At 60.9% G+C, this 12,665-nt stretch carries 8 protein-coding genes; 2 read left to right on the plus strand and 6 right to left on the minus strand.

The window, feature by feature from the left end; all coding sequences use genetic code 11:
- Together WAW39_RS12120 and WAW39_RS12125 are read right to left on the minus strand one after the other, a co-directional pair.
- On the minus strand, window positions 1–1,860 hold a 1,860-nt coding region (locus WAW39_RS12120; RefSeq protein WP_422319127.1), incomplete at its 3' end, for a hypothetical protein.
- Between the two features lie 472 nt (window positions 1,861–2,332).
- On the minus strand, window positions 2,333–5,140 hold the full coding sequence (locus WAW39_RS12125; protein ID WP_422319129.1) for a PSD1 and planctomycete cytochrome C domain-containing protein: 2,808 nt from the start codon (window positions 5,138–5,140) through the stop codon (window positions 2,333–2,335).
- 68 nt (window positions 5,141–5,208) lie between these two features.
- Here WAW39_RS12125 and WAW39_RS12130 point away from each other — a divergent pair, with 68 nt between their 5' ends.
- The gene (locus WAW39_RS12130; RefSeq protein ID WP_422319131.1) at window positions 5,209–6,345 is read left to right on the plus strand and encodes a M20 family metallopeptidase; all 1,137 of its coding nucleotides are present in this window, start codon (window positions 5,209–5,211) and stop codon (window positions 6,343–6,345) included.
- Here WAW39_RS12130 and WAW39_RS12135 read toward each other — a convergent pair whose 3' ends face one another.
- The 4 genes from WAW39_RS12135 to WAW39_RS12150 form a co-directional block, all read right to left on the minus strand.
- A complete protein-coding gene (locus tag WAW39_RS12135; RefSeq protein WP_422319133.1) occupies window positions 6,346–6,801 on the minus strand; it encodes a hypothetical protein in 456 nt (151 codons plus the stop codon).
- A gap of 99 nt (window positions 6,802–6,900) precedes the next feature.
- Window positions 6,901–8,319 (minus strand): RNA polymerase factor sigma-54, encoded by a 1,419-nt coding sequence (rpoN, locus tag WAW39_RS12140; RefSeq protein ID WP_422319135.1) that lies wholly within the window; start codon window positions 8,317–8,319, stop codon window positions 6,901–6,903.
- Window positions 8,320–8,501: 182 nt separating this feature from the next.
- Window positions 8,502–9,500 carry a hypothetical protein gene (locus tag WAW39_RS12145; RefSeq protein WP_422319137.1) on the minus strand — a complete coding sequence of 333 codons (999 nt, stop codon included), beginning with the start codon at window positions 9,498–9,500 and terminating at the stop codon, window positions 8,502–8,504.
- 150 nt (window positions 9,501–9,650) lie between these two features.
- Window positions 9,651–11,618, minus strand: coding sequence for a phospho-sugar mutase (locus WAW39_RS12150; protein WP_422319139.1), 1,968 nt, complete (start codon window positions 11,616–11,618; stop codon window positions 9,651–9,653).
- A gap of 178 nt (window positions 11,619–11,796) precedes the next feature.
- Here WAW39_RS12150 and WAW39_RS12155 point away from each other — a divergent pair.
- Window positions 11,797–12,665, plus strand: an 869-nt coding sequence (locus tag WAW39_RS12155; protein ID WP_422319141.1) for an SPFH domain-containing protein, incomplete at its 3' end; no start/stop codon positions are given.

Consider the following 12,665-nt stretch of genomic DNA (forward strand, 5'->3'; position numbering starts at 1 on the left):
TTCTTCGCCTGCACCCGCCGCGACACGCAGCGTGTGCGTGGCGATGTGGCCGCCATGCAGATGGGGGAAGCGCCGGCGCAGGGCCCACTCCGCCAGATCATCGAGCACTGCGAGACGCAGCCGGTGGATGTTGCGCGTGAGTTCCTCCATGTAGTGTGTCTTCACATGCTCATGCAGTTTACCCGCAGCGCGCAGCTTGTCCGGCACGCCGGGGAAGCGCGGGTGAGATGCCTGAATGGTGTCCACCAGCACGATGACATGCGGCAGGGGCGTGTGCACTGCATTGCACGGGGTCAGCGGATGTTCGCGAAAGGCTTCCCACAATTCCTTTCGTTCGCGCCATTCCAGTTCGCCGATGCGGCGCATGGTGCGCGCCCACTCCAGGGGTGAGGCCAGCAGCATGCCAAGCAGGCACCCAGCCGGCAGCCGTCTGGCATGAGAGAGACCTATGACAGCATTGGTTCGGGAAGACCAGCCCACGAGCGCGGGCTGCATCTGCCGCCAGGCTTTCTCGGGCACCTGCAGCAGTGCCGAATGATCTTCTATGGAAATAGACTCCCACAGGGCTTCGATCATCACGGGAATGTCCTCTCCCGGGTGCTTTTCAAAAGTGCGCACGCGCTGCAGCCAGAGCAGCAGTTGATGCACTGAATGTGTGGTCATGCTGAGGTGTTCCGGATTGATGCGCCAGGCTTCAATCAGATCGGCCGCGAGTTGCCGCCGCGCCCACGGCGTGGCGTACGCTTCACGAAGCATGGCATCCCAGAGGTTGAGCCAGCGCGTCCATTTGACAGCGGCTTTGCCGCGCTTGCGCCCCAGATGACGCAGGGCTTCAAGAATGCTGTCGAGCACTTCCTTGTACAGAGGCCGTGCCAGCAGACGCTGAATGGCCGAGGACCAGTCCTTCAATCCCGTGGCCTGCTGCCAGATCTGTTTCGGGCTGCGCAGCCATTTGGCGGCTTTGCAGTGGAGGACGAGATGAAGCTGCCGCCTGCAAGGTTCATGCATCGGGCATGCTTGAGTCTGAAACTCCAGCTTCCACTGCCGATGGTAATGAAGCGCATGCGCGAGAAAGCGCGGGGTGCAGTTGTTGGCGAGACTCAGGTAGCAAGTCCGGGCTATGTGAGTGTACTCCTTGGCGTCCGTGAGATGATGCAGTGTGGTGAGAAGCCTGTGCATGCCTGCGGGTGGTGGCCGCAGGTATTGCTTGGTCTCCACGAGGGTGCGCAGCAGGGGCAATTGTTCTGCGGCGGTTTGCTGCGCGATCAATGGCAGCCACGCGATCTCCCCTTCATGCAGCAGCGTGGCTATCAGAGCCTCGCGGTCGGGTTCAAAACCTCGGTTTAAAGTGGAGACGGCGGTTTCGAGCGCGTCGGTCCATGCCTGGGATCGTGAGCGAATCCAAGGCAGCCAGAGGCGAGCAGCGGCGCCGGATGCATGCACGTCATGTGCAGCGGGCAGATCCATGCCAAGCAGTTGAAGCGCTTCGCGACGATGTGGCGCAAGCTCCTTCATCAAATACTGGCGTGTGGCGGGATCTCCCAGCCACGGGCGTATGTCACGGCTATGCCAGTGGCGAGGCAGAGGCGTTACAGGGAACGAACCATCTGCGGGAAGCGCGTGCTGGATGAGGCTGAGGTCCGCGAGAGTGCGTGCCGAGTGTGTGGCACGCGACAGCCGCCACCAGGCTTCATTGATGGGAAGCAGGGCGGGGAATTTTTCGCAGTGCTCGGCTTGGATGCGCCAACCGCTGTCCTGCGATCCGGCAGGGCAGGAGGTGCGCGCGCGCTGTGCGGCTGGATGCTGCTCCAGACGCAGGAATACGATTCGTCCCGCCTGCAGGCGCAGGGGGAACTGCATGAGAGTCATGAAATGAAAAAGGCCGCGATTGACCACACCAGTGCGCCGTCCGTGCGTGGTGCATCGCGGAAAGAGACGCGGACGACGGTGCAGGGGTAGACTGCGCGGGCGTGATGAGATCGACTCAACATCGCAGATGCTGGCGGCTCTTGGCGCCGCGCTTGTCCAGATGGATTCAGACGGCCTTCGTTATGAGGCCGTCAGCGCTGCAAGAAAACTGGTCTGCGCGGTGAACATGGTACGATGTGTAGCCACAGAACGCCTTTTGGCAAGCCTGGAGTACGATGGACACTCTTGTCCGTCGGCCAGCGCTCCTCCTCAGCAGGCAATCCACAAATACACATGCAGCAACGCCGCGGAAGGTTTGGGCTGCTGGAGATCGATTTGAGATAATGCGTGCACAAAAATGCTGAAGGTGCCGCTGGCCGACAGACAAGAGTGTCCATTGTACCTTCGTAGCGGCCCGCTGCGCCTACCTCAAATAAATGAACTCATTGCTCATCATCAGCGCCTGGCAAAGCAGCGCCCAGGCCTCCTGCTCGCGTTTGGTGGAGTCCTGCTGGGTGGAATTGAGCGAGGCATCGGCGGCGGTGAGGTAGTTCTCAGCACGGCGCAGATCTTCGGCAGTGGCTTCACGGGCAAAGGCGAGGCGATAGGCGGCGCGGAGGCGGGCCTCCTTGTTGGCGGAGAGTTTAAACAGGCGGGTGGCGAAGTTCTTTGCGGCGTCGGTGGCGAGGTCGCTGTTCATGAGGAGCAGGGCCTGCGGGGAGACGACGGAACTGTAACGCAGGCCGGTGCTGGTGGAGGCATCGGGATAGTCGAACTGCTGGAAGAGATCGTAGAGATTGTTGCGGATGATCGGCATGTAGAGCGCGCGCCGAGTGCTGCCGTAGGAGGTGAAATCCTTGGAGGTGTGATTGAAGACGAATTCGCGATTGCGGCGCGGGATGGTCTTGCCGCCGATGGTAGTGTCGAGACTGCCTGCGACTTCCAGCAGGGCATCGCGGATTTCTTCGGCTTCGAGACGGCGCACGGGGAAGTGGTGCAGCAGGAGGTCTTCGGGATCAGCCGCGTAACCTTGTGCCGAAGTGGCGGAGCTCTGCTGATACGTGCGCGAGCTCATGATGAGGCGGTGCATGTCCTTGAGGCTCCAGCCGTTGCTGGTGAACCAATGGGCCAGCCAGTCGAGCAGGGCAGGATGCGTGGGCTGCTGGCCGAGGAGGCCGAAGTTGTCCGTGGTGGGGACGATGCCCTGACGGAAATGCCAGGACCAGATGCGGTTGGCGATGACGCGTGAAGTGAGCGGATGTTCGGGGCTGGCGAGCCAGCGGGCGAGTTCAAGGCGGCCGCTTTGATTCGCGGGGAACTGCGGCTTGGTGGTGAGTGATGCCTGGGCGACCTGGATGAAGCCGCGTTGCACGGGCTTGCCGAGCGCGAGGTGGCTGCCGCGAATGTGGATGGGCAGCTCTTTGATGATCTTCGGTGCTTCGGCCACGGCGAGCGTGGTGGGCAGATCCGGAAGGTTGCTTTCCGTGGTCATCATCGTGTCCTTCAGCGAGCGCACCTTTTCAGCCACGTCTTTGGGGAAGAGAATCATGGGCTCGGGTGGCAGCGCGAGGAAGCCTGCGGGGGCATCCAAGGCGGCACGCGCCTGATGCAGCAGCGAGTCTTCGGATGCGTCTTTGGGTTCTGCTTTGGCGTCCGCTTTGGGCTTCGCTTTCGGCGCAGGAGCGATTTTTTCTGCAGCGGCGAAGATGGCGGTGTAGTAGCCACGCAGAGATTGCACATCGCCCGTCTTACTGAGAGCATCCTGCCAGGGCTTGAAGAAGGGCAGCGTTTCGTTGGCGGCGAGGTACACGCGGCAGTTGAGCAGGATGTGCGGGCGCAGGCCGAGCGGCTCCGCCACCGGCCGCACCTGGCTCAGGGTAGGTGCCTCGGGCAGCTTGGCGGCGGCCATGAGGTAATCGACTGCGTGTTCACGCACCTCTTTGCGCAGGGCTGTGATGGCGGCGCTTTCGGCTTTGGAAACGGCGGCCCTTTGATCCTTGAGGATGCGTTCGGAAGATTTGACGGCGGCAAAGTCATCGAGCGAGCCCACGGGCGCTTCATACGCCGTGCTCAGCGCGCCGATGCGGTCCACGCTGAAGCTTTGCGTGCTCTTGAAGATGGCGGCGAGTGAGTAGTAGTCAGCGGTCGGGACGGGGTCGAACTTGTGATCATGACAGCGTGCGCAGCCGAGGGTGAGGCCCATGAAGGCGCGGCCCATGACATCGATCTGCTCATCGATGACGTCCATGGTGAGCTTCTCCTTGTCCGGTTCGGCGAGGACTTTGGCACCGAGATTGAGAAAGGCGGTGGCGGTGACGTGCTCGTGGCGCTCGGAGAGGTCTTTCGATTCGAGCAGATCTCCGGCGATCTGTTCGGTGAGGAATTGATCGAAGGGTTTGTCGGCGTTGATCGCCTTCACCACATAGTCGCGGTAACGCCATGCGGTGCCGAGCGCGATGTTCTCATCGAGACCGTTCGAGTCCGAGTAACGTGCCACATCCAGCCAGTGGCGACCCCATTTTTCACCGTATTGCGGAGAGCGCAGCAGGCGGTCCACCACCTTGGCAAAGGCGTCGGGGGCGTTGTCTGCGAGGAAGGCATCCACCTCCTGCGGAGTGGGAGGCAGGCCGATGAGATCGAAGGTGGCACGGCGGATCAGCGTGCGTTTGTCAGCAGGCGCCGCCAGCTTGAGTCCTTTTTCAGCGAGTTTTTCGCTGATAAAAGCGTCGATGGGATTGGATGCGTCTGTTTTGGGGACGGGCGGCGCCACAATCGGGCGGAAGGCCCAGTGCTTGGCACCCTCTTTGAGATCAATGACACGTGGCGCACCTGGTTTGGCGGAGGCGACGGCCTCACGCGGATCTGGCGCTCCCATTTTCACCCACTCTTCCAGCGTCTTCACTTCCGCCGCAGGCATGGCGCCTTTGGGCGGCATCTGCAGGTCCTGGTTTTGATAGCGGATGGACTCGATGATGTGGCTCTTGTCGGGATTGCCCGCGACGAGGGCCGGGCCGTTGTCGCCGCCTTTGAGTATGGCGTCGCGGGAATCGATGAAGAGGCCGCCCTTGCCCTTGCCGGATTCGACGGAGTGGCACTCGTAGCAGCGTTTGATCAGGATAGGGCGGACGTTCTTTTCAAAGAAAGTGATTTTCGCGTCATCCGCAGGCGCGGCCATGGCTGCGCTGCCCGTGTGCAGCGTCAAAAGCAGGGCAATGGAGAAAGGGGCTTTCATGAGACAGCAAAAGTACGGCCAGAAAGCAGCGCTTCTTGCCGTGGGATTGACTTCGTTTAGTTTGCGGGATGTCTCCTGTCCTGAACACTCTGGCCGACCTCGTACGCATCAACAGCATCAACAGCTCCTATGAGGGTGGTCCGGGGGAGGAGGAGGCGGCGGCATACGTGCGGCGTTTCTTTGAGGAGCGTGGCATGGAAGTGTGGGAGCAGGAAGTGTTTCCGGGGCGCAACAACGTGATCGCGCGCGTGCCGGGTCGCGACTCCTCCAGGCGCATCGTGTTCGAGGCGCACATGGACACGGTCTCCGTCAAAGGCATGACAATTGATCCCTTCGATCCGGTTGTGCGGGATGGCAGGCTGCACGGTCGCGGCTCGGTAGATGACAAGGCGGGGCTCGCGGCGATGATGCATGCCGTGGCGGACATTCACGCCAGCGGTGAAGCACCTCCGTGTGAGGTGTGGCTGGCTGCCGTGGTGGACGAGGAGTTTTCGTTCCGCGGCGTGGTCAAACTTTGCGAAGGACTCAAGGCCGATGCCGCCGTGGTGGCGGAGCCGACGGAGTTCAAATGCGTGATCGCGAGCAAAGGCGTGCTGCGCTGGCGCATCCGCACGAAAGGAAAAGCAGCACACAGCTCGAAGCCGCATCTGGGCATCAATGCCATCACCGCGATGTCGCGCATCGTGCTGGCCTTGAATGAGGACCATGAGCACATGCAGCAGACCCAGCATCCGCTGCTCGGGCCGGGCACCTGCAACGTGGGCGTGATCCATGGCGGCGTGCAGGTGAACTTCGTGCCGGATGAGGCGGTGATCGAGATCGACCGCCGTCTGCTGCCCGGCGAGGAGGTGCCGGACGTGCTGGCGCATTATCAGGTGCTGCTGGATGCGCTGATGAAGCGGCATTCCGATGTGCTCGCAGAGATGGAAACGCCGATGCTGCAGGACTGGCCCTTTCAGACGGACGCCCAAGCTCCGCTTGTGCAGCTGGCGCAAACCTTGCTGGGAGAGATGGGGCGCGATGATGGCGTCATCGGTGTGCCGTTCGGCAGCGATGCCAGCAAGTTCTCACGCATGGGCATTCCGACGATCCTGTTTGGCCCCGGCAGCATCGATCAGGCACACGCAGCGGTGGAATACGTCGAGTGCGCCGAGGTGGAAAAGGCGCTGGCGTTTTACACGCAGATCGCGCGGCGCTTCACGTGATCAAGAGTGCTGGAATCGAAAAACACGTCGCAATCCTGCTCGACCATAAATCACGACAAATGCGAGTAACCCGCCTGACCATGTTGCCACAATGGGCTGCCAAACCTGGATGTAAGGCTGGCCTTTGATAATGTAGGGAGCGTGAAAGTCACCAGCACTCTCCCATGTCAAGGCACCCCCGATGACAAGCAGGAGGAATGCAACCTTGGAGCGGTGCTTCGGCGCAGCCCACGTTCCAAAGACGACAAAAAGAAAAGCGGCGAAGGCGCCACATACCGGAATGGAATAATAGCTCATGAAGACTTTTCCGGGCATGTGATGACCAGTGCTCCAAAGAATGGCATGAACGATGCGGTTCACGACAAACGATGGCACAAGGGCCACAATGATTCCCAAAGCCGCAGTGATCGGCACCAACAGCCAGCGCATGATCACGATGAATTGATGGGAGGTCATGGGGTCTACAACCAAACGTGGTTGTCCTGACTCGTATGTAAAGACTAAAGACGGGCCGCCTTGAAGTTTCCGAACTTCCTCCGCGTTACGAACCCAGACTCAAGAGAACGACTTCCGCAAATGGCTGGGCAGGATGTTCAGGGCTTCGCGGTATTTCGCGACGGTGCGGCGCGCGACCTTGATGCCCTGGCCGTCCAGCAGCTTGGCGAGCTTGTCGTCGCTGAGGGGCTTGTGCTTGGGTTCGTTCTTGATGAGTTCAGCGATGGCATTCTTGACGCTGGTGTTGCTCAAGTCATCGCCTGATTCGGTCTTCACGCCGTGGGAGAAGAAGAACTTCATATCAAACACGCCATGCGGAGTGGCGATGTACTTGCCGGCGATGGCGCGGCTGACGGTGGTCTCGTGCACGCCGACTTCATCGGCCACGGTGGCCATGTTGAGCGGGCGCAGGAAGTTGGTGCCCTTCTCCAGGAACTCGCGCTGATACTTGAGGATCTGCGTGGCGATGCGGTGGATCGTCTGCTGGCGCTGATGGATGGAGCGGATGAGGAACTTGCCGCTGCGGATCTTGTCGCGCACGTAGTTGCGCACTTCGCCGTTGTTGCCGGGCGCACTGAGCAGATCCTTGTAGGTGTTGCTGATGCGCAGGTGCGGCAGGTCGTCATTGGTCATGACTGCCACCCAGTCGCGCCCCTGGCGCTCTACCACGACATCCGGTGTGACGTAGTTGTTGGAGGAGACGGCAAAGCGCTGCGCCGGGCGCGGGTCCAGCGTGCTGATGAAATCGGCGGCGCGTGAGATCTGCTCCAGCGGCACGCCGAGCTTGCGGGCGAGGATGGGGTAGCGCTTGTTGGCGAGGTCGTCGATGTATTGATCGACCAGCCGCCATGCGAGGCTCTGCTTTTTGCCAAGGCGCTCCAGCTGCACCAGCAGGCACTCGCGCAGGTCTTCCGATCCGACGCCCACAGGATCGAAGCTCTGCAGCAGCTTTTTGGCGGTGATCAGAGTGTCGATGGGGATGCCGTGGTTCAGGCTCAGGTCATCGATGCGGGTGTTGAGAAAGCCGCGGTCATCTAGATTGCCAATGAGGAACTCCACCTGAGGGGCGAGGCTGGCCTTGGCGTCCGAGGTGTGAAGCTGGGAGAGCAGATGCTCCTGCAATGTGGTGGGAGCCACGATGGAGTCCATGAGGAACTGCCAGCGCTCCTGGTCATCGCTGCGGCGGGTGGCGGTCTGCTGGCGGCTCTGCTGCCAGTATTCGCGCCACTCATCGTCCATCTGCGTCAGGGCGTCGATGTCACTGTCATCCACGCTGCGGTCATCGGGATCATCGGGAATGGCGTCCTGGATGGAAGTTTCCGGGGCTTCGAGCTCCAGCACCGGATTGATTTCGACCTCCTGCTGGATGATCTGGCGCAGCTCCAAAGTGGGAGCCTGCAAGATCTGCAAGCTTTGCTGCATCTGCGGCCCGATGGCGAGCTTTTGAGTCTGTAACTGCTGGAGTCCGTGGTCGGCCATGAATGGTTGTAGGACAGCCAAGCGCCATCCTACCCTTTTAGCAAGCATTCTTCAGGCCAGCGCCGCGTTTATTTTCGATTTCGTCAAAAGACCTGCCGCTGGCACAAAAGAAGAAGCTTCGGCGTGACCGGGATTTCCTAGAAAATGGGGTGCTGGAGCCGGAAGTACGGGGCGGGAAAGCCTCAAGGCACCTCAAAAACCTTCTGCGTGGTGGGGTCCAGCGCCAGGGAGCCGCTCTCGAGCCCGGTGATGTCGAGCTCTTTGTAAGGCGGATATGGGCTGATCACACGGCCGGGCTTCGCGGTTTTCTTGCCCTTCAAGAACGACCCAGAAGATCCGCTGTTGGAAGTCGTGGTAGGAAATTCCTTGGAGGTGGATTCGGAGCGGCGCGTCGTGGGCGCTGGCGTCGGCGGAGGGGCGTCAGGCTTCGGCTCCTTCTTGGGTGTCACCGTGGCAGGTTTGCTCGTCGTCCTGGGGGATGGCGGTGAGTCGTCCACCTTGGGCGGAGTGTATTTGCGCGTGGTGCTGGGGGAGGGAGTCTTGCTCTGTGGAGCTGGAGCAGAAGGCGTGCTTTTGCTGCGGCTCGTGTTTGACTGCGACGGGGCCGGAGCGGTCGGTTGCTGCTGCGGCGGGTAGTTGTAGCGCGGCTGTCCCTGAGGCTGCTGTTGCGGCTGCTGCTGGGGATATTGATAGCCAAGCTGTGGCTGGGTGTAGCCTGAACCGGGAAGGGGATATCCTTGCGGAGACTGCTGCGGATATGTTGGAGCGGCCTGCGGGCGCGGGGTGGAGTCCAGACTGTAGCCGCCGTTTTGACCGTAGCCCTGCGGCGGGTAGTCATAGCCGGTGGGGTCCTTGCCATAGAAAAGACGGCGCGCCATTTCGCTCATGCGCTGGCCAAACTTCGGCAGAAACTGCAGCGGGCTTTCATACTGCGGCTGGGGCTGCTGCTGTTGCGGATAGCCGTAGCCTGGAGGTGTCTGCTGGTAACCCTGCGGTGCTTGCTGATAGCCCTGTGGAGGGCTGTACTGCTGTGGATAACCACCCTGCTGGGGATAACCCTGCGGCTGCGGATAGTAGCGCTGCTGAGCCTGCGCCATGCCCGTGGAAGCAGAGAGGATGGTGAAACACCAGCCCAGCCCAATGGAACTGATCAGCCCCCTGCGAGTGGTTTGAGAATTCATAATCGTTAATAGTTCTTAAATTCCTGGGAACTTCAAGCCGCATTTTCCGGCCCTCCGCCTCAGGAATGAGGTCACAACTGGATAGACGAATGCGGCTGAAGTTTGTTCAGCCGCATTGCCATTTCTTCGAATCTGTCGTGAACTTCGGCCTTATGAAGCCAGACGGGCGTCGATGTCTTTGTCCAGCCAGGCCCACATGCTGGCGAGGCCTTCGGTGACTTTGGCCTTGGCGGCGGTAAGTTCGTCGGCGCTGAGGCTCTGACCTGCGGCGGGCACGCTGCGGCCAAACATGTAGTATTTGATCTTCGGCTCGGTGCCGGAGGGGCGCACGGCAAAGCTGCGGCCATCGGCAAGGTCTACAAAGAGCATCTTCTCCTTCAGCACCACGTCGCCTTCTTCATCGGTGATCTCGTCCTTGCGGAAATCGCGCACCTTGATGACGGCGGAGCCATCCACTTCCTTCGGCGGGTTGCTGCCGTAGCTGTCGGCCAGCTTGGCGATCTGCGCAGCACCACTGGCGCCTTCGAAGACCTTGCTCTCGTTGCGCTCCAGGAAGTAGCCCACTTCGCAGTACACCTGATCCAGCAGCCCGGCCACGGTGAGACCCAGGCTGGCGGCGTAGGCGGCCAGTTCGGCAAACATGACCACGGCGCCATTGCCGTCCTTGTCGCGGCTGAAGTCATCGCCCATGTAGCCGTAGCTTTCTTCACCACCGAAGATGAGGAACTTGCTGTGCTTGAGGCGTGCGTTGCGGCTCTCCACGTTGTTGAGGTCGCGGTAGCGGCTCTGGATGTCCGCTGGAAGCGCGGCTTCGTATTTGGAAAGCTTGGCGCTGATCCATTTGAAACCGGTGAGCGTGTTCACGCAGCCGACGCCGAACTTTGCGGCGATAGCGTCCTGCATCGGGCTGGTGACGAAGGTCTTCAGCAGCACCGAGTGGCTCTTGTTTTCAGCATTGAGAATGCCGAGGTCAAACATCGTCTTGGTGCGGTACCAGGCCATGAGTGAGCCCACCTGATTGCCGGTGAGCAGCACCATTTCGCCTTTGGCATCACGCACGCCCACGCCCATGCGGTCGCAGTCGGGGTCCGTGCCGATGATGATGTCCGCGCCTTCCTTGTTGGCGAGATCCACCGCCATCTGCAAGGCGGAGGCGTTCTCCGGATTTGGGGACTTCACGGTGGGGAAGCGGCCGTCGCGCACGTCCTGCTCCGGCACGGTGAGGAAATTGAAGCCGAGCTTTTTCAGCAGCACGGGCACCAGCACACCGCCTGCGCCGTGCAATGCGGTGAATACAATTTTGAGCTTCTTCGCTTCTTCCTTCTGTAGCAGCTCGGGCTGCAGCATCATGGTTTCCACGCGGGCCAGATACTTCTGGTCCATGTCATCGGCCAGGGTGGTGAGCTTGCCGCGTTCGGCCTCGGGCAGCGCGGTGTATTCCTCGCCCTTGATGGCGTTCACTTCCTTGATGATGCCGGTGGCGTGGGGCTCCACGATGCCGGCGCCGTCGTTGAAATTCACCTTGTAGCCGTTGTCATGCGCCGGGTTGTGGGAGGCGGTGATCATCACGCCTGCATCCGCACGGAGCTGGCGCACCGCGAAGGACATTTCCGGCGTGGCACGGCAGTAGTCGAAGAGGTACACATTCGCCCCGTGATCCATGGCGATCTTGGCGCAGAACTTGGCGAACTCCGCCGAGAAGTGGCGGGTGTCATGGGCAAACACCAGGCTCGGCTTGCCGCTGAGCTTGGCGTTGGCGCGGAAGTTTTTGAGGTAGGTCACCAGGCCACGGGTGGCGCGGCTGACGTTGTAGAAGTTCATCGCGTTCGTGCCCACGCAGGGGTGCTCCGGCCGCTGGTCTTCCGGGGCGCTGCCACGCTCCGCCTTGGTGACGATCTTGCCCACCGTGCGGCCACGCAGACCGCCGGTGCCAAATTTGAGAGCTTGGAAGAAGCGGTCGTTCAGCTCCGCCCACTGGCCTGCCGTGGCGAGTTCTTCGATGCTGGAGCGATAAAGTGGGTTGTCGCTGGCGGCGAGGAGGGCACGAATGTTGTCGTAGCTGGCGGCGAGGAGTTGCCCGGAAGAGGCGGCGGCTTGGAGTTGATCGGCAAGGGACATATGAAATATCAATTTGAACCAGTGATTTAAGGAATCAAACGGCAAAGCGCTCAGCGAGCAATGAGGGATGCTTTACAAACGGGGTCGCAGAATTGCACTCGCCAAAAGGAATGCCGCTCTTTAATATCGCCCTCGTTCCCTGCCAGACACACCGCAAACACTCACCTTTTATACGATCATGGGCCTGATGGATTACCTCAAAGGACAGTTCTTGGAAATCATCCAATGGACGGACGACTCACGCGACACGCTCTCCTGGCGTTTTCCGGACGAGGACAAGGAAATCAAGCGCGGCGCGCAGCTCATCGTGCGCGAGTCGCAGGTGGCGCAGTTCGTCTATCTCGGTCAATACGGAGACACCTTCGGCCCCGGCAAGCACACCCTGAGCACGGAGAACATCCCCATCCTCTCCACCCTCAAAGGCTGGAAGTATGGCTTTGAGTCCCCCTTCAAGGCGGACGTTTATTACGTCACCACCCGCCTCTTCACTGGCAACAAGTGGGGCACCAGCAACCCCATCATGATGCGGGATGCGGACTTCGGCATCGTGCGCGTGCGCGCCTTTGGCACCTTCGATTTCAGGATCACCGAGCCCAAGCTCTTCCTCAAGGAAGTCGCCGGCACGGACAATCACTTCCGCCTGGATGAATTCGCCGACACCATGCGCAGCCGCATTGTCAGCGTGTTCACGGACGCCCTCGCCACCGCCAAGGTGCCCGTGCTCGATCTCGCCACCCGCTACTCCGAGCTTGGCGAAGCCCTGCTGCCCATCATCAACCCCACCACGCAGGGCAAGTACGGCATCGAGATCACCAGCTTCATCCTCGAAAACGCCAGCGTGCCGCCGGAAGTCGAGGCCGCCATCGACAAGCGCAGCAGCATGGGCGCGATCGGCAACCTCAACGACTACGTGAAATTCCAGATGGCCGAAGGCATGGCCAAAGGGGGCGCCGGTCCGGCCGGAGCCGCCGCTGAAATCGCGATGGGCTTTGGCATGGCGCAAAACATGATGGCCCAGGGAGCCTTCAACATGAACCCCGCTGCGGG

The sequence above is a fragment of the Prosthecobacter sp. genome, assembly GCF_049294395.1.
Taxonomy (GTDB): domain Bacteria; phylum Verrucomicrobiota; class Verrucomicrobiia; order Verrucomicrobiales; family Verrucomicrobiaceae; genus Prosthecobacter.